A 19,586-nucleotide genomic window follows, 5' to 3' on the forward strand; every position below is an offset into this window, starting at 1 on the left:
AGGGGTCGGGGGAGTCGGCGTCAACCGATCTGCGGAACTGGTTGTCCACTCCTGTGGACAAGGTTGTGGGGAACGTGTGGGGATCGCCGGAGAGGGGTGTGGACGGCCGGTGGACAGACCGCCGTCGGACGGTGCACGTACCGGTGGCGAGCCGCCGGCCCAGCCCTCTGACCTGCGCGGAGTCCCACGCGAGCGGCCGGGGTCCTGTGGACGGAAAGATCCTCGTCCGTGGAGTCGTGCCCTACCGTGCTCGACGTGGGCGAGGTGGAGATCAGGCGCAGTGCGCGACGTCGGCGGACCATCCAGGCGTACCGCGACGGCGACCGGACGATCGTGCTCGTGCCGGCGCACCTCACCCCCGAGCAGGAGCGCGAGGAGGTGGCCCGTCTCGTCGCGCGCCTCGACGCCCGAGCCGAGCGGTCACCGCGCAGCGACGCCGCCCTCATGGCGCGGGCGCTCGAGCTCTCCGAGCGGTACCTGGAGGGCCGTGCCCGACCCACGTCGGTGCGGTGGGTCACGAACCAGAGCACGCGCTGGGGCTCGTGCACTGCGTCCACCGGGGCCATCCGCATCTCCCACCGGGTCCGGGACATGCCCGACTACGTCGTCGACCACGTGGTCCTGCACGAGCTCGCGCACCTCGTGGAGGCCAACCACTCACGGCGGTTCTGGGCGCTCCTCGAGGGCTACCCCCACGCGGTCAAGGCCGAGGGGTTCCTCGAAGGCGTGTCCTGGCAGCAGCGATGAGGGCGAGCGTGTCGGCGTCGGTCGGCTCCACGGCCTCGTCCACGCCGAACCAGCGCACCGGGTCCTCGCCCTCGGCCACCACGGGCTCGGCCCCGACCGGCGCCACGGCGAGCAGCTGCACGTCGAGGTGGTGTCCGCCGGGGGAGCAGAACGGCACGGCGTGGCGCGACAGCCTGAGCGGGACGGGATCCAGCCGCAGCCCCTCGATGCCGGTCTCCTCGAGTGCCTCACGAGCGCCGGCACCGACGACGTCGACGTCCTCCGGCTCGCAGTGACCGCCGGTCTGCAGCCACAACCCGGCCTTGGCGTGCCGCACGAGCAGCACGCGCTCGGCGTCGGCCGTGATCACCAGGGCGCTCACGGTCACATGGTCGGGGCGGCACGAGCGCAGCATGCCGTCGGGTGCTGTCGCCAGGTGCTCCAGGTACCGCAGGCGGAGCGCCTCCTGGTCGCCGTCGGGCGCCGTCCACGCCTCGAGGGTGTGGACGGCACTGGTGTGCAGGCTCACCGCTCGTCGTCGGGCGAGGAGTCGGGCTCCTGCGACAGCAGCTCGTCGAGCGCCGCGTCGAAGCCGTCGTCGGCCGTCTCGCCGCTGGCGAAGCCCAGCGGGTCGTCGAGGTCGGCCGCCGTGGGCATGAGGTCGGGGTGGGTCCAGGCCGCGTCGCGAGCCGCCGGTCCCTGACGGTCGCGGACGGCGGCCCAGAGGTTGGCCGCGTCGCGCAGTCGCCGGGGGCGGAGCTCGAGCCCCACCAGGGAGGCGAAGGTCTGCTCGGCCGGCCCGCCGGTGGCGCGACGACGTCGGACGGCCTCGGCGAGGGCCGGGGCCGACGGCATGTCGGCGGCGGCCTGCGCGACGACCTCGTCGACCCAGCCCTCGACGAAGGCCAGCAAGGTCTCGAGCCGATCGACGGCGTGCTGCTGGCCGGGCGTGCGCTTGGGCTCGAACAGCCCACCCTGCATGGCCTCGGCGATCGCCTCGGGCCGGGTGGGATCGATCTCCCGCACCTGAGCCTCGATGGCCTCGACGTCGATCCGGGTGCCGCTGCCGAACTCGTCGATCGCGCCGACCAGGGCCTGCTCGAGCCACGGTGCGTGGGCGAACAGACGGTGGTGCGCGCACTCACGGAGGGTGACGTGGAGCAGCACGTCGGCCGGGGAGTGCTCCAGGCCCTCGCCGAAGGCCGCCACGTTGTGCGGCAGCACGGCCGCCACGCCGCGGGGGCCCATCGGCAGACCGATGTCGGTGGACGACAGGACCTCGGTGGCGAGTCCGGCGAGCCCCTGGCCGATCTGCTGGGCGAACATGGCGCTGCCGGCCTGGTTGAGGATGCCGATGAGGGGTCCGGCCATCGCGCGGGCCTCCTCGGGGATGGCCTGACCGATCGCGCCGACGACGTTGTCGGCGATCGGCTCGACGAGGCGACGCCACGACGTGCCGGTGGCCTCGATCCACTCCGCGCGGCTCCAGGCGGCGGACGAGGTGGCGGCGGCGGGGACGTCGGTGACGCGGTCGAGCCAGGACTCGGCCAGGCGCACCGCGTCGGCGACGGCGCCCACCTGGCCCCCGTGCGGGGCCGGGTCGGGGCCGGCGGCGGCCACGGCCTTGCGCGCCACGTCGCGGGCGGTGCCGAAGTCGACGGACCCGTCCGATCCCGCTCCGCTGAACATCTGCTGCATCTGGCCGAAGAGCGCGCTCAGGTCCGGGGTCTGGCCGCCGAAGCCGGCCGCCGGGCCGCCCGCACCCGGAGCACCGCCCATCGATCCGCCGAGGGCACCGAAGATCTGCTCGAGCGGGGTTCCGGCGAAGGGGTTCTGGCCGGCAGGACCGGGATCAGGAGAGCCGGAGCCGGTGGGCTCCGGGCCGAAGCGGGGCTGCCTGGACGCCCCGCCAGGCGTGCCGTCGGGCGTGCTGTCGGGCTGGGGGTCCCGCGGGTCCTCGTCGGCGTCGTCGCGGTCGTCAGGATGGTCGGCCATGACGCCAGGGTATCGAGAGGGCCCACGTCCTCGACGTCTCGCGCAGCGGTGTGGTCTCGAGGTCCGGGGCCGTCGGCGTGCTCGGGCGGACCGCACTACCGTGGGTCCATGAGCTCGGTCCGCCTCGTCGACGTCCGCGACACCGCCTTGAGCCTCGACGAGGTGTTCGAGGCGGTGCGCGATCCCGCCGCGGGCGGGGTGGCGCTGTTCGTGGGCACGGTCCGCGACCACGACGACGGTCGCGACGTGGCAGCCCTCCAGTACTCCGCGCACCCGAGCGCCGTGCAGCAGCTGCGCGAGGTCGCGGAGCGCGTCGCGCACGAGGAGGACGTCGTCGCGGTGGCCGCCGTGCACCGGGTGGGCGACCTCGCCATCGGGGACCTGGCCGTCGTGGTGGCGGTCTCGGCCGGGCACCGGGCAGAGGCCTTCGCCGCCGGGCGCCGACTCATCGACGAGCTCAAGGCCGAGGTCCCGGTGTGGAAGCACCAGACCTTCGGCGCGGGCGACGCCACGTGGGTCGGGGCCTGTTGATCGTCGCGGCCCGTCTCGATCTGCTGCGCTTGCCGCTGAACCCTAGGGTGGGGCCGTGGCCGAGGACGTGAGACCCGACGACGCGGCGCCCGGCGCCGACCCCGAGCAGGATGCCGCGCACCGCCTCGGCCGTCGCTACGCGACGATGCTGGTCGCCGGCGTCAGCCTCGTGGCGCTCACCTGCGTGGCCTTCCTGTTGCCGGCCCCCTACGTGACGCTGCGTCCCGGTCCCGCCTTCGACACGTTCGGCGAGATCGGCGGGGAGAAGATGTTCACCTTCGGCAAGGGCGTCAAGACCTATCCCGTCGACGGGTCGCTCGACTTCACCACCGTCTCGGTCACCCGCGCCGACAGCCGGCTCACGCTCGGCGACGTCGTCAGCGCGTACGTCAAGCCCGACATCGCGGTCGTCCCGCGCGACGTGGTCTACCCCGACGGTGAGTCGGACGAGGCCTCCCGCAGCGAGGGCCAGGCCCAGCTGACGAGCTCGAAGGACAGCTCGCTCGTGGTCGCCCTGCGCGCCGCCGGCTACACCGTGGGCGAGGAGCCTGCGGTCGTCGACGTCGCCGACGACGGCGCGGCCGCCGGTGTCCTCGAGAGCGAGGACGAGATCACGGCCGTCGACGGCCGCGAGACGCCGACGTCCACGGCCGTCGTGGAGGCCGTCGGTCGGGTCGAGCCCGGCGAGACGGTGCGTCTGGACGTGGTCAGGGACGGCAAGGAGCGGACCCTCGACCTCGCCACGCGCCCCGACCCGAAGGATCCCGCGATCCCGCGCATCGGCGTCAGCCTCGGCACGCGCTACGACTTCCCGATCGACGTCTCGAACAACGTCGGCGACGAGGTGGGCGGCCCGAGCGCCGGCACGATGTTCGCGCTCGCCATCTACGACCAGCTCACCCCCGGCTCCCTCACCGGCGGGCGCACGATCGCCGGGACCGGGACCCTCAGCCCGGACGGCACGGTCGGGCCGATCGGGGGAGTGCAGCAGAAGATCGCCGGAGCGGCCGCGGCCGGCGCCACGATCTTCCTGGTGCCGAAGAGCAACTGCGAGGAGGCGACGCGCGGGTCCGACCACGGCCTGCGCCTGGTCTCGGTCTCGTCGTTCAAGGAGGCCGTCGCCGACCTGGAGGCCCTCGCCGAGGATCCCGATGCGAAGGTGGCCTCATGTCGATGACCCCACCGCCGGAGTCGTCCGGTGAGCCCCTGCCCTCGACCCCGCTGCGCCTCGTGGCCCTCGAGGTCGAGGCACACGTGGCCGTGGACGGCTGGGACCAGCCCGCGCGCATGTACGCCCTCGTGCGCACGGCGGCCCTCGTCGAGGCCGAGCCGGGTCTGGCCGAGCAGCTCGCCGTGTCACTGCGCGACGCGCCCGACGGCTTCACGACCATCGAGCAGGAGCTCCCGCAGGACGGTCGTCCCCTCGAGGACGTGCTCGAGGGCATCGAGTGGCCCGACGCCGTCGACGGCTGTGCCGTCGTCGTCGAACGGATCATGCTGCCCCCGGAGGCCGAGGCCGACCTGCCCGACGACCCCGACGCCCTGGTCGAGGCGGTGGCGCAGCATCCCGAGCGCAAGGACGTCCGGCTCGTGGCGGCCGTCGACCGTGAGGGAGGTGGGCACAGCGCGGTGCGTGCTCGCACCCCCGACGACGCCCCGCTGCTCGAGGGGCCCGACCTCGTGCCGGGCCTGGTGCACGCACTGCGCCGGACCCTGGATGCGAGTGCCTGACGTAGGCTCTGAGCCCACCCCCGAACCGCCTTCCCCACCCCCGGACCCCAGACCTGGAGCCCCGTGAGCGACATCTTCGGAACACCCCGCCCGAGACCCGAGCCGACGCCCGGCGGCGTGGACCGACGCCGCAAGGTCCTGGTGCCGACCCTGGTCACCCTGGCCGCGCTGCTCTTCCTCGGCTCGATCTTCACCACGGTCTGGACCGACCGGCTCTGGTTCGCGTCCGTCGACTACTCGCGGGTGTTCACCACGATCATCCTCAACCGCGTCGGCCTCTTCGCGGTGTTCGGCCTGTTCTTCGGGCTCGTCGTCGCGGCCAACGCCTGGCTGGCGTACCGGCTGCGCCCGGACTCGGTCCCGATGCGCCGTGACGACCCGGCCTTCCGGTACCAGCAGACCCTCAACCCGGTGAAGCGCGCCGCCCTCGTGGTGCTGGCGCTCGTGCTCACCGTGTTCGCCGGGTCGGTGGCCTCGTCGCGGTGGGAGACGTTCCAGATGTGGCGGCACGGGACGGCCTTCGGCGAGAAGGACGCGCACTTCGGCAAGGACATCGGCTTCTTCGTCTTCGACCTGCCGTGGTTCAACTTCCTGTCCTCCTTCCTGTTCGCGCTCGTGGTCGTGGCCGTGCTCGTCACGGTGTTCGTGCACTACGTCTTCGGCGGGATCCGGTTCGCCGGTCGTGGTCCGAAGTTCAGCCGTGCCGCGCAGGTCCACGTGGCGGTGCTCGTCGGCTTCGGCGTGCTGCTGCGCGCGTTCGGCTACTGGCTCGGCCGCTACAACCTCGCGGTCGGCGACTCCGGGTTGTTCAGCGGCATCGGCTTCACCGACGCGAACGCGCGAATCCCGGCGGCCAACATCCTCATCGGCGTCGCGATCGTGTGCGCGCTGCTGTTCTTCGCCGCGGCCTTCGTCAAGTCCTGGGTGCTGCCGGGCGTCGGTCTGGGTCTGCTGCTGCTCACGTCGGTGCTCATCGGCGGCGTGTGGCCCTACGTCATGCAGTCCTTCCAGGTCCGCCCGTCCGAGCCGGACAAGGAGGGCCCGTACATCGCCCGCAACATCGAGGCGACCCGCGAGGCCTACGACATCGCCGACGTGGAGACCGAGGACTACACGGCCACCACGACGCTCACCCCGCAGGAGCTGAACGCCTCGGCCGAGTCGCGGGTGAGCACGCGACTGCTCGACCCGACGCTCATCTCGCCGGCGTTCGAGCAGCTGCAGCAGGTGCGCGGCTACTACACCGTCCCCGAGACGCTCGACGTCGACCGCTACAAGCTGGGTGACGACGAGACGCCGCAGGACGTCATCATCGCGGCCCGCGAGCTGTTCCTGAACGGTCTGCAGGACTCCCAGCGCAACTGGGCCAACGACCACACGGTCTACACCCACGGCTACGGCATCATCGCCGCGCGCGGCAACCAGCGTGGCGCGCAGGGCGAGCCCGTGTGGGTGCAGAAGGACATCCCGCCGGTCGGCGAGATCGAGACCGAGGTGCCGCCGCGCATCTACTTCGGCGAGAACTCGCCGTCGTACTCCATCGTCGGACGACCTGACGGTGCCGACCCGATCGAGGTCGACATCCCGCGCGGCGGTGGGGCCGGCGAGGACGACGGAGCCGAGAACGCCACGCAGAACACGTACGACGGCGAGGGTGGCGTGCCGGTCGGCAACCTGTTCCGCAAGGCGCTGTACGCGTTCAAGTTCGCCGAGCCGAACATCGTGCTGTCGAACCGCGTCAACGAGAACTCCAAGATCCTCTACGACCGTCACCCGCGTGACCGGGTCGAGAAGGTCGCGCCGTGGCTGACGGTCGACGGCGACACCTACCCGGCCGTCGTCGACGGCCGCGTGGTGTGGATCGTCGACGCCTACACGACGAGCAACAGCTACCCCTACAGCGAGCGGCGCTCGCTGCGGACGGCCACCGACGACACCCTCACGCAGGGGTCGGCGCAGGCGGCGCTGCCGACGGACAACGTGAACTACATGCGCAACTCCGTGAAGGCCGTCGTCGACGCCTACGACGGCTCCGTGAAGCTGTACCAGTGGGACGCGAAGGACCCGGTGCTCAAGACCTGGATGAAGGTCTTCCCCGGTGTCGTGGAGCCGAAGTCCGAAATCAGCGAGGGCCTGCTGGAGCACCTGCGCTACCCGGTGGACCTGTTCAAGGTCCAGCGCAACGTGCTCGAGCGCTACCACGTGACCGACGCGCAGACCTTCTACGAGGACGGCGAGCGCTGGCGCGTGCCGGAGGACCCGGCCACGCCGTCGGGCCAGACGCGCGCGCAGCAGCCGCCGTACTTCCTCACCACGACGCGCCCCGGCACGGAGGACCCCGCGTTCTCGTTGACGAGCGTCTACCTGCCCAACAGCAGGCAGAACCTGGCGGCGTTCATGTCGGTCAACTCCGAGGCGACCAGCGACGACTACGGCACGATGCAGATCCTGCAGCTACCGTCCGACACGCAGGTGCCGGGCCCGAGCCAGATCGCCAACCAGTTCAGCTCCGACCGTGGCGTGACGCAGGCGCTGCTGCAGTTCCGCCAGTCCGACGCGACGGTCCTGAACGGCAACCTGCTCACGCTGCCGGTCGGCGACGCGATGCTCTACGTCCAGCCGGTCTACATCCGGCGCCAGGCGAGCGAGGGCACCTACCCGGTGCTGCAGTTCGTGGCGGCGTCCTTCGGCGAGGAGGTCGGCTTCGGCCAGAACCTCGACGAGGCGCTCAGGGTGGCCCTCGGTCTCGAGGCGGGCTCGGTGCCCGACCCGGACGAGGAGGAGGCCGGCGGTGGCGCCGGTGGCGGGGGCGGCGACGCCCCGGCCACGGAGGGCAAGACCACGCAGGAGTACCTCGAGGACGCCTCGGCCGCCTACTCGGCCGCCCAGACGGCTCTGGAGGAGGGCGACCTCGCCGAGTACCAGCGCCGCATCGACCAGATGAACGCTGCGGTGCAGGACGCGCAGGACGCGCTCGGCAACCAGGAGTGACGACGAGACGACCCCGGGCCCGCCGTGCGGGGCCCGGGGTCGTCCCGTGCGTGGGGGTGCGTCGGTGTGGTCGACGGCAGCCCGAGCCGACCGCCCTCGCGCCTGGCACCGAGGGAACTGTCGTGCGAGGCTGGACCGATGAGTCGGTATCCGTGGTGGGACCTGCACGCCCGGCTGCGCGAGGAGTGCGCGTCCGTCGACCTGACCCACGCCTTCCATCCTGGCCAGCCGCACTTCCCGGTCTTCCCCGACGAGCAGCGAAGCCAGGTCTTCGAGGTCGAGCGGGACGGGTTCGCCGTGCACCGCTACGAGCTGGTGGGGCAGTGGGGCACCCACGTGGACCCGCCCTCGCACTTCGTCGACGGTGCGCGGACGCTGGACCTCATCGGCGTCGAGCAGATGATCCTGCCGCTCGTCGTCATCGACGTCTCCGAGCGGGTCGTGGACGACCCCGACACCGTCGTGAGGCTCGAGGACGTCGAGGCCTGGGAGGACGCGCACGGCCCGGTCCCGGAGGGCTCGTTCGTGGCCCTGCGGACCGACTGGCACCGCCGGTGGCCCGACGACGACGCGATGGCCAACCGCGACGAGGAGGGCGTGGCGCACTACCCGGGATGGTCGCGCGAGGTGCTCGAGCACCTGGTCGAACGGGTGGGGGTGGCCGCCGTCGGCCACGAGACCACCGACACCGACCCGGGCAGCTCCACGTCGGCCGGTGACTACGGCCTCGAGCTGTACCTGCTGCAGCAGGACCGCTGGCAGATCGAGCTCATGGCGCACCTCGACCAGGTTCCGCCGGCCGGTGCGCTCGTCGTGGCGGCGTGGCCCAAGCCGCAGGGCGGCTCGGGCTTCCCGGCTCGAGTCTTCGCGCTGGTGCCGAGAGCGAGACCGTGACGATCGACGGGTGGCTCGCCCGCGCCGGGCTGGCGGTCGGCGTGCTCGGGATCGTCCTCGTCCCGGCGGGATGCTCCATGACCGATCCCGACCCCGACGACCCGGTCCCCGAGGAGACGACTCCCGGGAAGAGGGGTCCCACCACGCCGATCCCCGAGGACCCGACGCTCACGGCGAAGCCGCCGGGTGGCAGCCAGCGCGTCACCGGCGTCGTCGAGCGGTCCCCCGAGGACCGGTGCCTCACGCTGGCCGCTCCCGGACGGACCTGGGTGCTCACAGGTGCGGTCGCCGGCCTGGAGGCCGGCGACCGCGTCACCGTGAAGGGCCGGCCCGACCCCGACGCGACCACCACCTGCCAGCAGGGACCGGTGCTCGTCGTCGTCGAGGTCGAGCGGGGCTGAGCGCTACTCCTGCTCGGCCGTGCCCGGGCTGGGCTTCAGCGGCTGCGCCGTCGCCGGTGCCGCCGGAGCGGTCGAGCCCGTGGCGGACGGCGTCGGTGACGGTGTCGGCTCGGGCTCCGAGCCGGTGACCCGCACCGACCCGCTGCCGAGCACCGCGCCCTCGGACGAGACGACCTGCATCTCGCCGAACAGGACACGCCCGTTCGTGGGCTCCGCGGTCGCGGTCAGCGACCCCGTCACCTCCGCGGTGGCACCGCGAGCCAGCTGGAGCTCGCCACCGTCGACGTCGAGCGTGCCGAGGCCGCCGGAGTAGAACACGTCGAGGTAGTCGTACTCCGTGGTGCCGGTCGGCACCGCGTAGCCGTCGACCACGACGGTGTAGGTGCCGGCGTCGGGCGCCTCGAGGGTCACCGACTCCTCGGAGTCGCCGTCGGCGGACTGACCGGCCTGCGAGCCGTCGGGTCCGAGGACCGTCAGGTCGAGGTCGGCACCGGCGTCGGACGTGCTGCCGATCGTCGCCGTCAGGCTCGAGGCACCCTCGGGCACCTCGACCTCGTACGACTGCTGGTCACCGTCGTCGATGCTCTTGCGCTCCGACAGGGCGCTACCCAGGTCGCCGCCGCGCGGGGTGACCGCCACGGCGCCGAACTCGTTCTTCAGCGTCCAGGCCAGGTCGATCGGGCCACCGTCGGCCGCCGGAGCGACGTCCTGGGTTGCCGGCTCGACCGTGATGCCCTGGGCCGCGGCCGTCAGGGTGAACGGGTTCTCGAGCAGCGGCGACGTGCGGCGCGACTCCACCTCGATCTCCCACACACCCGGCAGCGGGTCGGCGTAGCTTCGCGACGTCGGCTTGCAGGCCTTGGCGTCGCTGAAGTTGGTGTAGCAGGCGGTGGACGCCGTCGAGTCGACCGGCACGCCGTACGGGTTGATCGCGATGAACCGCGTCTGGCTGCGGGTCGCGATGCCCGACAGGTTCACCTGCAGGGCCTTCGAGCCCTCGGGGACCGTCACGAAGTACGACGTGGAACGGTTCCGCTCGACCGTGCCGCGGCTCTCCTGGGAGAACGCAGGCTTGGCCAGGGCCGACGACTGGACGACCGTGACCATCACGCGGTGGTCGACCACCGGGGTGGCCGGGTCGTCGATCTCGACGATGGCCGCGTGGGCACCCTGCTTCTTCGTGGTGGCCGTGACCTTGAGCGTGGCGGCCTTGCCCTTGGCGAGCGAGATCGTCTTGGGCGCCTTGAAGGTGCCGTCGTTGCCGACGATCCTCACCCGGTGCTTGACCGACTTGGCCGTGCCCGACGTGCGGGTGACCTTCACGTTGTAGGCCTTGGCCTTCTTCAGCACCTGTCCGCCCTCACCCGCGGCGCAGCGGTTGTAGACGCCCGTGCCACGTCCCGGCTTGGCCAGGAAGTCCGACAGCGGGGTGCAGACCGGTGCGTCGGTCGTGTAGTCGGCCGTGGTCGCCTTCTTCTGCAGCAGCTTCCAGGCACCCGCGACGTCGAGCTGGCCGGTGCCCTGACCGGCGACGGACTCACCCTTGAAGGGCTTGGCCGCGCTGTACAGGGCGTCGCGCAGACGCTTCGGGGTCACGGGGATCTCCTTGGCGAAGGTCCCCGACAGGAGCACGGCTGCGGCGCCGGCGGCCTGGGGCGACGCCATCGAGGTGCCGTTGAACATCGCGTACCCGACGGGCAGCGTGTAGCCGGCCTCGGCGAGGTCGGGCTGCTTGAGCCACTGCGGCACCGTCGAGATCGCCGAGCCAGGTGCGGAGATGTTCGGCTTGAAGCCGCCGGACTCCGTCGGTCCCCGCGACGAGAACGGGTGCAGGGCCAGCGGCGCCGAGACGACCGAGCCGTAGTTGGACTTCCAGGTCTCCTTGGAGATCGAGGAGGCGACGCTCACGACCTTGCCGGCGACCGACGGGTCACCGATCGTGTTGAGGCCCGGGCCGCTGTTGCCGGCCGAGATGAACAGCTGCACGCCGTAGTCGTCGATGAGCCGGTCGTAGACCGTCGCGCGGGCGTTGTTGGCGTCGTTGAGCGCCGGCAGCCCGCCGATGGACATGTTGACCACGTCGACGCCGCGGTTGGTGACGAGGTCGACCATGCCGTCGAGCAGGGCCGCGGACGTGCAGCCGCCACCCCACGTGCAGGCACGGGACGACACGATCTTCGCGCCGGGGGCCTGACCGTCCATGTCGCCGCCGAACATCGAGTTCGCGGCGGCGATGCCGGCCACGTGGCTGCCGTGGGCGTCCTCGACGATGCCGATGTTGACGAAGTCGGCCGTGCCGGGCAGGCCGTACGGCGCGAGGCTCACGTCCTCGCGGAACTCGACGACGAACGGCATGGACTCGACGACGTCGGTGCCCTTCGTGTCCGTGCCGAAGTGGCCGACCTGGAACGCCTCCTTGTAGGGGCGCATCTTCTCGGCGTCGGTGAAGGTGCGGTCCTGGTTCGCATCGACCCAGATGTCGTTGGTCGAGGTGTCGTAGAGCACGCCGAACTGGTCGGTCGTGTCGCCGTCGCGGTTCACGTCGCCGCCCGGCTCGCTGCCGGCGGTGATGCTCTCGCTGAACCGGCTGACGCGGAAGTCGCCGGAGCGCGGCGCGGTCCAGGTGGCCGACGCGTAGGAGAACGTCGGAGCGGCGCTGACCTCGGTGACCATGGGGCGCCAGGTGCCGTCGCTGTCGAGCACCGGGTCGGTGCCGGTGACCCAGTCGACGATCTTGCGGTCGCCGGTGGTCGTCTTCTGCAGGGCCGGGTGGTCGAGGTCCACGCCGGAGTCGATGACGCCGATCGTGACGCCGCGGCCGTCGTACCTCGGGTTCTTCTTCTTGAAGTCGACGGTGCCGGTCTCACGGGTGGGCATGTAGGGGTTGGCGTCGGGGGTGCCCTTGCCGGGCGCCGTGGACGGCGCGGAGCCGGCGGTGGAGGTCTTGCCGGGCTGCGGGTCGTCGATCGGGATGGTCTCGTCGAGGTCGACGGCGTCGACCTTGGAGAGCGCGGCGACCTTCTCGACGCGGGAGGTGGGGACGCTGGCCCGGACGTAGCCGAGCTTGTCGTCGACCCGGCCGACCCAGGCGCCGGCGGACTCCAACGAGTCGACCACGGCCTTGGTGGCCTTGCGCTCGGTAGCGATCATGACGGTCACGCGCTTCGCGCCGTCGCTGCGGGCGTCGGCGAGGAGCTCGCGGTCGGCCTGGCCGAGCTTGTCGGACGCGGGAGCGTCCTTCACCTCGTCGGTCTGGACGGTCCGCTCGGGAGCCTTGTCGAGCTTGGCCCGTGGATCGTCGGTGGCGGCGCCCGCCGTGCTCGCCGAGGTGACGGCGAGGGCGAGGGCGATGGTGGATGCTGCTCCTGCTCGGAGCAGAGGTGTGCGACGTGTGCGCAAGGTGGTGCGTCCTCTCTACATCCGGGCCGAGGCCCGGCGTCCCCCCGTGGGACGAGGCGCGTCCGCCCGTGGGGCGTGACGTGCCTGCCCAGTCTCACCCCGGACGGCCGGGTGCGCCAGAGGCACTCGGCGCTCGCAACGCCACTTCACCGGATCGTCACCATGGTCCGCAGGCGGCACGAAGCCCCTCCCGTGTGGACGGAAGGGGCTTCGGATGCGGGGTCCTGCGGGTCTCAGCGCTGCAGGAACTCCAGGAGCACGCGGTTGAGCTCGTCGGCGTGGCTGACGTTGAACCCGTGCGGGCCGTCGGCCACGACGTGGACGGTGGCGTCCTTGACCGTCTCGCCGGTGCGCTTGCCGGAGACCTCGAAGGGGACGATGCCGTCGGCATCGCCGTGGACCACCAGGACCGGGACGTCGATCTTCTCCAGGTCGGCCCGGAAGTCGGTGGTGCCGAAGGCGTCGATGCAGCCGAGCATCGCCGTGGTGCTGGCGGGCTCGACGAGGGCGATCGCCTCCTGGCGCTGCTCCTCGGTGACCTTGAGCTCACCGTTCGCGCTGAAGAAGTCGGTCGTGAACCCGTCGAGGAACCCCTCGCGGCCGGACTCGACGCCCTGCTTCATGCCGTCCACGTCCTCCTGGGCGAGGCCGCCGTCGGGGTTGTCGTCGGTCTTGAGCAGGAACGGCGGGACGGCAGCGGCGAACACGGCCGAGCGGATGCGCTCGGACCCGCGGGCGCCGAGGTAGCGGGCGACCTCGCCACCGCCCATCGAGAAGCCGACGAGCGTGGCGTCGGTGACCTCGAGCTGCTCGAGCAGCCCGGCCAGGTCCTCGGCGAAGGTGTCGTAGTCGTAGCCGGTCTCGGGCTTGTCGCTGGCGCCGAACCCACGACGGTCGTAGGTGATGACGCGGTAGCCGGAGGCGGTCAGGGCGGGTACCTGCTCGGACCAGGATGCGCCGCTCAGGGGCCAGCCGTGGATCAGGACGACCGGTCGACCGTCGCCGCCGTGGTCGGTGTACTCGATCTGGATGCCGTTGGACTCGAGCGTGCTCATGCTGGTGCCTCCGTGGGTGTCGGGGATCGTGCGCTCTGAACGTGTTCAATTCTTGCTCGTGCGTTCATCGTCGCAACTCGAACGTGCACATTCTCATCGTGCACGTGGTAACTCGTGTTCTCACTCTGTGGGACGGGTCGGCGACGAAGACGCGCACGTCGTCCGGAACGGACGTACGCTCGCCGTGACGCACACCACAGTGCGTCGATCGACTGGCGTCCGCGAGGTGCGGGGGAGGCAGGTCCGAGGTGGCTGACTCACTGATCGAGAAGTCGCCGGTGCTGCGGCGGGTGCGCAGCGTCGGCAAGGCGCTCACGACGCCCCTGCACCCCGACGACTACCTCAAGCTCATCAACCCGTTGTGGTCCGCACGTCAGCTCCGCGGCCGGGTGGAGCGCGTGGAGCAGGTGACGGAGCGGTCGGCGACCCTGGTCATCAAGCCCGGGTGGGGCTGGTCCTTCGACTTCCACCCCGGCCAGTACATCGGCATCGGCGTCGAGATCGACGGCCGCTTCCACTGGCGCTCGTACTCGCTGTCGTCGGCCCCGGTCCGCTCCGAGGGCACGGTGGCCATCACGGTCAAGGCGATGCCCGAGGGCTTCTTGTCCGAGCACCTCGTGAGCGGGCTCGAGCCGGGCACCATCGTGCGGCTCGAGTCGCCGCAGGGGGACTTCGTCCTCCCGGACCCGCCGCCGGAGCGCGTGCTGTTCGTGGTGGGCGGCAGCGGCATCACCCCGGTGATGTCGATCCTGCGCACCCTCGACCGCCGCGACTCCATGCCCGACGTCTTCCTCGCCTACTCCGCGGTCGACGAGGACGACATGATGTTCCTCGACGAGCTGCGCGAGCTGGCCCAGAAGCGGGAGTCGTTCACGTTCTACGAGCGGTTCACCGACACCGACGGCTTCCTGACCCCCGACCAGCTCGGCGACATCTGCTCGGACTGGGCGGAGCGCGAGACGTGGGCGTGTGGTCCGCAGCCCATGCTCGACGCGATCGTCGAGCACTACGAGAAGCTCGGCCGCGAGGACGAGCTGCACGTCGAGCGCTTCACGCTCGGCGCCACCGAGACCGACGCCGAGGGCGGCACCATCACCTTCGGCGACACCGGCAAGAGCATCGAGGCCGATGGGGCCACGACGTTGCTCGAGGCGGGCGAGAAGGCCGGCGTCAACATGCTGTTCGGCTGCCGCATGGGGATCTGCCACACCTGCGACGTCCCGCTGCTGTCCGGTCGCGTGAAGGACCTGCGCAGCGGCGACGAGCACACCGAGGGCGAGTACGTGCAGACCTGCATCAGCGTCGCCGCCACCGACTGCACGCTCAAGATCTGAGGAGAGACACATGGCCTACGCCGACGTCCGCGAGTACACCCACCTGACCGACGAGGAGGTGGAGGCGATCGGGCGCGAGCTCGACGAGATCCGCGCCCAGGTCGAGGCCGATCGCGGTCAGGCCGACCGCGACTACGTGATGCGCATCATCACGCTGCAGCGTCGCCTCGCCGCGGCCGGGCGCATCACCCTGTTCGCCAGCATGTTCCCGCCGGCCTGGCTGCTCGGCACGGCCCTGCTGTCGTCGGCCAAGATCCTGGAGAACATGGAGATCGGCCACAACACGATGCACGGCCAGTGGGACTGGATGAACGACCCGGAGGTGCACTCCAGCAGCTGGGAGTGGGACACCACGCAGCCCGCGGAGCAGTGGAAGCACTCGCACAACTACATCCACCACCAGTTCACCAACGTGCTCGGCCACGACAACGACGTGGGCTACGGCATCCTGCGCATGAGTCGCGACCAGAAGTGGACGCCCTACAACCTGGGGCAGCCCATCTACAACGCGCTCCTGGCGATGTTCTTCGAGTGGGGCGTGGCCCTGCACGACCTGGACATCGAGGCCATCCGCAAGGGAGAGAAGGACCCGAAGCTGCTCAAGCGGCAGCTCAAGCAGATCGGCGACAAGGTCGGCAAGCAGGCGCTGAAGGACTACGTCGTGTACCCGGCGCTCACCGGCCCGGCGTTCATGAGCACCCTGACGGCGAACTTCACGTCCAACATCATCCGCAACGTGTGGGCGTACATGATCATCTTCTGCGGGCACTTCCCGGACGGGGCCGTGCACTTCACCGAGGAGGAGCTCGAGGACGAGACGCGCGCCGAGTGGTACCTGCGCCAGATGCTCGGGTCCGCGAACTTCGAGGGTGGCAAGCTCCTGCACGTCATGAGCGGCCAGCTGGGCTACCAGATCGAGCACCACCTGTTCCCCGACCTGCCGAGCAACCGGTATGCCGAGATCTCGGTGAAGGTCAAGGACATCTGCAAGCGCTACGGCATCCCGTACACGACCGGACCGCTGTACAAGCAGTACGGCCAGACGTTGCGCACGATCATGAAGCTGTCGCTGCCCAACCGCCGCACGAAGGACGACGCCACGCCGCCCCCGGTCCCGCGTGGGCGTCGCCGCGACGACGAGCGTCCGGGCCGTCGCCACGAGCTGGGGCGGTGGACGAGCACCGCCGCTGCCCAGTGAGCGGTCCGACGGTCGTCGTGAGAGGCCCCGTGGTCGACGGCGCGGCACTGCCGTTCGCCTGCGTCGACGACGCGGGTGTCGGCTCGCACGACCAGGTGGTCAAGAAGCGGGCCATCCGGTGCGCCCTGAGCCGCATCTGCGGGGTGTGCGGGTCGACGCTGGCTCGACCGATCGCATTCGTCGGCTCGTCCGACGAGGCGCTCGACGGTGAGTTCGCGTTCCCGCCCTGCCACGAGGCGTGTGCCCGGGAGGTGGCGGGCGAGGCCCGTCAGCGACTCGGTCGCGCGGAGCGTCCTCGACGCTGGGTGCTCGTGACGACGGCGGGCTTTGACCTGGTGAGGCCTGCGCGGCGGGGGGAGCCGGTGTCGTTCCGACCCAACTCGGTGCTGGCCCGCGAGACGCTCGAGCCCTAAGGGTGCCCAGCGGGCCTCAGATCGACTCGGCGCCGTCGATGAGGTAGCTGGAGCCGTCCTTGGTGAGCTGGAGCGTCACGGTCTCGGTGCGCCGGCTGCCCTCGTAGAGGTAGGAGTAGATGTAGGTGACGCGCATGGCCTCGGGATCGGGCGACACGCGCTCGACGCGCACGTCCTCGACCTTGCTCCAGAAGCTCTCGTAGCCGGAGAGCCCCCCGCTGGCCTGCTGGTACTCGGCGGTGAGGAGCTCGAAGCCCTTGCGCGGGTCGCCGGCGGCGGTCGTGACGTAGGTGTTGGCGAACTTCTCGAGCCGCTCGGCCAGTGACGTCGACTCCCCGCCGGAGCCCTCGCCTCCATCGGCCGAGGCGACGGTGCTGGAGCCGTCGTCACCGCCGGAGGTGAGGGCCACCCCGGTGACCGCCGAGGCCAGGACCGCGACGGCGGCTGCTGCCGCGAGGGCGAAGCGGCGGTCGCGCCACATCGGCGGGGGAGCGGCGTGCGAGCCCCGGCTCGGCTGCTCGGGCGCCGGGAGCGGCGTGACCCGGGTGGCGTGGGGGTCGCGCCGGACGGTCGAGTCGGGCGGCGCCGTGAGCTCCGTGGCAGCCGTGGATCGCACCGGCGCGATGCTCGCGGGCGCGGGGCGCGGCGGCTCGTCGTCAGCGAAGTCGTCGCGGGAGACGTGGTCGATCAGCAGGTCGGCCAGCGCCGACCGGCGCGGTGCGCCGGGGTGGACGATGTCGTGCAGCAGGCCGGCCACCTCGCGCATCGAGGCCCGCTCGTCGGGCTCCTGCTGCATGGTGGCCGCGACGACCGGAGCCAGCGGGTGGTCGGCCGGGAGGATCGGCGTGGCCGAGTCCAGGATCTTCTGCACGGCCGTGATCGGGTCGTCGTCGGCGACGTCGAACGGCGGGGACCCGGTGGCGGCGTGGAACGCGGTGATCCCGAAGGCCCACACGTCGCTCGCCGTGGTGGCGGTGCGCCCGCGGGCGATCTCGGGGGAGAGGAAGGCCGGGGAGCCGGTGATCAGGCCGGTGCGCGTGAGCGCCTCGTCGATCTCGCGGCGCGCGATGCCGAAGTCGCCCAGCTTGGCCACGTCGCCGTCGGCGACGAAGACGTTGGAGGGCTTGACGTCGCGGTGGATCATGCCGGCGTCGTGCGCGGCGGCGAGCGCATCGGCAACCTGGGCGAGCAGGCGGGCGGCGCGGTCGGCCTCCAGCGGCATGCCGTCGCACAGGTCGGCGAGAGTCGGTCCGTCGACGTACTCCATGACGAGCCAGGTGTGCTCGTCGTCGTCGGCGATGTCGTAGACGGCCACGATGTTCGGGTGGTGCACGCGCGCGGCGAGGTGCGCCTCGCGCTCGGCACGGGCGGCATCGATCTCGGAGGAGCCGGGCGCGTGACCGAGGCGCTTGAGCGCGACGGTACGACCGAGCACGGTGTCGTGCGCGACCCACACGCTCGTGGCACCGCCCCGACCGATCTCACGGTCGAGCTCGTAGCGATCTGCGATCACGTCGCCTCCTTCCGCACCCCACGGTACGAGGCGATCATGAGAGTGGCGACCCGAGACCGCACCCCCCGATTTGGATCGGCGTTCACCGTGCCGTAAAGTACTGAGTGCGACGCGGGGTGGAGCAGTTCGGTAGCTCGCTGGGCTCATAACCCAGAGGTCACAGGTTCAAATCCTGTCCCCGCTACCACGAGAAGGCCCCCTGACCGGAGACGGTGAGGGGGCCTTCGCCATGCGCAGCCGATCTCTCGCCGGGTGGACGCGACATCGAGCCGTAGCCCTGACGTTCGACGACACCAGGGGCGGTGCTCTCCCCTCGGCGAGGCAGTGCCGATGCCGTCCGCGGCTGGAGGACCGGGGTCAGTGAGGGGGCGGCAGCTCGAGCACGTGGGAGGTGCGCAGGCGCCACATGAGATGCGCGGTGCCCAGCCGCGTCCGGCCGAAGCCGTCGAGGGGGTCGAAGTCGAGCGTCTGCTCCATGGTGTCGATGCGGTCCTGCATGGTGCTGTGATGGACGCCCGCCGCGCGCGCGGCCTGGCGGACGGTGCCGGTGCTGATGATGGCTTGGACGGTGGGCAGTCCCCAGGGGTGGGTCAGGACGGTGGCGAGGCGCTCGACGTCTGGGCTGGTCGTGGTGTCACCAGTGTCCGCCAGCAGGCCGACGAGGCCGCCGAGGTCGTCGGCGTGCACCAGGCCCGTGGTCGGTGGCTCGCACAGCCGAAGGGCCACGAGGGCGGTGCGGAACGAGCGGTGCAGGTCGACGGGTCGGGTAGCGGACCCGACGCCGCAGGGGCTGGCCGCCACGGAGCCGGCGTCTGCCGGGACGACCACTGCGTGGATGGGTCCGAAACGGGTCGGGACGACGTCCTCGGGTCCGGAGGGATGAGCGTCCCAGACGGCGAACAGAGGTGCGGCCGCGACGCGGTAGTCACGGTCGATGTCCAAGCCGAGGGCGGTGGCCGAGACGCAGCGCTGGTTCTCCGTGACCGACTCGTCGACGAGCAGCCCGAAGTGCCGACGGTTGTCGAACTCGCGGCGCCCGTGCCCGTGACGGATGCGCACCGCCAAGGCCAGGCGCTCCAGGATGATGGCGTCGTTCGGCTGTGCCGCCCCCTCCCGCTCGAGCCAGACCTCCAGGTCGCCCGCCGGTGCGGAGACCATCTCCGGACGAGGTGAGGGAGGGGGCGCCCCCGATGGCACGTGGTGTCCGTCGGGGGTGATGCGGATGGTCCGCGCGGGGGAACGCTGGCGGAAGCCGGCCGGGCAAGCGGCGAGGGAAGCGGCGGCGGCAAGGAGCGCTCGGGTGTTGACGTTGCCCACGACGAGCTCGTCGAAGCAGGCGATGACGCGCAGGCCGAGGCTCGCACTCGGGTCGAGCCGCGCGATGCGCCCGAGGAGCTCCTGCACC

The 19,586-nt window shown here is 71.4% G+C and carries 16 protein-coding genes and 1 tRNA gene; 11 read left to right on the forward strand and 6 right to left on the reverse strand.

Annotation, left to right across the window (positions count from 1 at the left end):
• Positions 1–255 precede the first annotated feature (255 nt).
• Complete coding sequence (locus ASF38_RS13100) at positions 256–747, forward strand: YgjP-like metallopeptidase domain-containing protein (RefSeq protein WP_235492923.1); 492 nt, start codon at positions 256–258, stop codon at positions 745–747.
• Here the strand turns inward: ASF38_RS13100 and ASF38_RS13105 are convergent.
• A complete protein-coding gene (locus ASF38_RS13105; protein ID WP_055966662.1) occupies positions 701–1,255 on the reverse strand; it encodes an NUDIX hydrolase in 555 nt (184 codons plus the stop codon). The two genes, ASF38_RS13100 and ASF38_RS13105, sit on opposite strands and share 47 nt — an antisense overlap.
• The gene (locus tag ASF38_RS13110) at positions 1,252–2,721 is read right to left on the reverse strand and encodes a zinc-dependent metalloprotease (RefSeq protein ID WP_056553745.1); all 1,470 of its coding nucleotides are present in this window, start codon (positions 2,719–2,721) and stop codon (positions 1,252–1,254) included. Before ASF38_RS13110 ends, ASF38_RS13105 begins: the two co-directional genes overlap by 4 nt.
• A 108-nt stretch (positions 2,722–2,829) precedes the next feature.
• On the opposite strand from ASF38_RS13110, the gene ASF38_RS13115 reads away from it, so the two are divergent.
• The 6 genes from ASF38_RS13115 (at position 2,830) to ASF38_RS13140 (ending at position 9,269) form a co-directional block, all read left to right on the forward strand.
• On the forward strand, positions 2,830–3,252 hold the full coding sequence (locus ASF38_RS13115) for a molybdenum cofactor biosynthesis protein MoaE (protein WP_055966669.1): 423 nt from the start codon (positions 2,830–2,832) through the stop codon (positions 3,250–3,252).
• A 55-nt stretch (positions 3,253–3,307) separates the two neighbouring features.
• On the forward strand, positions 3,308–4,429 hold the full coding sequence (locus ASF38_RS13120; protein WP_055966672.1) for a PDZ domain-containing protein: 1,122 nt from the start codon (positions 3,308–3,310) through the stop codon (positions 4,427–4,429).
• The gene (locus tag ASF38_RS13125) at positions 4,420–4,983 is read left to right on the forward strand and encodes a PPA1309 family protein (RefSeq protein WP_200914528.1); all 564 of its coding nucleotides are present in this window, start codon (positions 4,420–4,422) and stop codon (positions 4,981–4,983) included. Before ASF38_RS13120 ends, ASF38_RS13125 begins: the two co-directional genes overlap by 10 nt.
• A 63-nt stretch (positions 4,984–5,046) precedes the next feature.
• Complete coding sequence (locus tag ASF38_RS13130) at positions 5,047–7,974, forward strand: UPF0182 family protein (RefSeq protein ID WP_055966677.1); 2,928 nt, start codon at positions 5,047–5,049, stop codon at positions 7,972–7,974.
• A 138-nt stretch (positions 7,975–8,112) separates the two neighbouring features.
• The gene (locus ASF38_RS13135; protein ID WP_055966680.1) at positions 8,113–8,868 is read left to right on the forward strand and encodes a cyclase family protein; all 756 of its coding nucleotides are present in this window, start codon (positions 8,113–8,115) and stop codon (positions 8,866–8,868) included.
• Positions 8,865–9,269, forward strand: coding sequence for a hypothetical protein (locus tag ASF38_RS13140; protein ID WP_055966682.1), 405 nt, complete (start codon positions 8,865–8,867; stop codon positions 9,267–9,269). Before ASF38_RS13135 ends, ASF38_RS13140 begins: the two co-directional genes overlap by 4 nt.
• Positions 9,270–9,272: 3 nt before the next feature.
• On the opposite strand, the gene ASF38_RS13145 is transcribed toward ASF38_RS13140, so the two are convergent.
• Entirely contained in the window at positions 9,273–12,668 is a 3,396-nt protein-coding gene (locus ASF38_RS13145) for a S8 family serine peptidase (protein ID WP_082480755.1), read from the reverse strand.
• Positions 12,669–12,901: 233 nt separating this feature from the next.
• Complete coding sequence (locus ASF38_RS13150) at positions 12,902–13,723, reverse strand: alpha/beta fold hydrolase (protein WP_055966684.1); 822 nt, start codon at positions 13,721–13,723, stop codon at positions 12,902–12,904.
• A gap of 248 nt (positions 13,724–13,971) precedes the next feature.
• Between ASF38_RS13150 and ASF38_RS13155 the strand changes: the two genes are divergently transcribed.
• The 3 genes from ASF38_RS13155 to ASF38_RS13165 are packed head-to-tail and all read left to right on the forward strand — an operon-like array spanning position 13,972 to position 16,668.
• A complete protein-coding gene (locus tag ASF38_RS13155) occupies positions 13,972–15,057 on the forward strand; it encodes a ferredoxin reductase (RefSeq protein ID WP_156364740.1) in 1,086 nt (361 codons plus the stop codon).
• A gap of 10 nt (positions 15,058–15,067) precedes the next feature.
• Positions 15,068–16,255, forward strand: coding sequence for a fatty acid desaturase (locus tag ASF38_RS13160; protein WP_056576586.1), 1,188 nt, complete (start codon positions 15,068–15,070; stop codon positions 16,253–16,255).
• Between the two features lie 17 nt (positions 16,256–16,272).
• Complete coding sequence (locus ASF38_RS13165; RefSeq protein WP_156366925.1) at positions 16,273–16,668, forward strand: hypothetical protein; 396 nt, start codon at positions 16,273–16,275, stop codon at positions 16,666–16,668.
• 16 nt (positions 16,669–16,684) lie between these two features.
• Here the strand turns inward: ASF38_RS13165 and ASF38_RS13170 are convergent, their stop codons facing one another.
• Complete coding sequence (locus ASF38_RS13170; protein WP_056576592.1) at positions 16,685–18,181, reverse strand: serine/threonine-protein kinase; 1,497 nt, start codon at positions 18,179–18,181, stop codon at positions 16,685–16,687.
• Between the two features lie 110 nt (positions 18,182–18,291).
• Here ASF38_RS13170 and ASF38_RS13175 point away from each other — a divergent pair.
• Positions 18,292–18,368: transfer RNA gene (locus tag ASF38_RS13175), tRNA-Met, on the forward strand.
• A 170-nt stretch (positions 18,369–18,538) separates the two neighbouring features.
• Here ASF38_RS13175 and ASF38_RS13180 read toward each other — a convergent pair.
• Positions 18,539–19,585 (reverse strand): helix-turn-helix domain-containing protein, encoded by a 1,047-nt coding sequence (locus ASF38_RS13180; protein WP_055966695.1) that lies wholly within the window; start codon positions 19,583–19,585, stop codon positions 18,539–18,541.
• Between the last annotated feature and the right edge of the window lies 1 nt (position 19,586).

Source organism: Aeromicrobium sp. Leaf272 (assembly GCF_001422865.1).
Taxonomy (GTDB): Bacteria; Actinomycetota; Actinomycetes; order Propionibacteriales; family Nocardioidaceae; genus Aeromicrobium.

What these genes read in the sequence shown, in the direction of transcription:
- ASF38_RS13150 (WP_055966684.1), bottom strand. Translation starts at nt 13,723, where the DNA reads ATGAGCACGCTCGAGTCCAACGGCATCCAGATCGAGTACACCGACCAC.
- ASF38_RS13135 (WP_055966680.1), top strand. Translation starts at nt 8,113, where the DNA reads ATGAGTCGGTATCCGTGGTGGGACCTGCACGCCCGGCTGCGCGAGGAG.
- ASF38_RS13125 (WP_200914528.1), top strand. Translation starts at nt 4,420, where the DNA reads ATGTCGATGACCCCACCGCCGGAGTCGTCCGGTGAGCCCCTGCCCTCG.
- ASF38_RS13160 (WP_056576586.1), top strand. Translation starts at nt 15,068, where the DNA reads ATGGCCTACGCCGACGTCCGCGAGTACACCCACCTGACCGACGAGGAG.
- ASF38_RS13115 (WP_055966669.1), top strand. Translation starts at nt 2,830, where the DNA reads ATGAGCTCGGTCCGCCTCGTCGACGTCCGCGACACCGCCTTGAGCCTC.
- ASF38_RS13110 (WP_056553745.1), bottom strand. Translation starts at nt 2,721, where the DNA reads ATGGCCGACCATCCTGACGACCGCGACGACGCCGACGAGGACCCGCGG.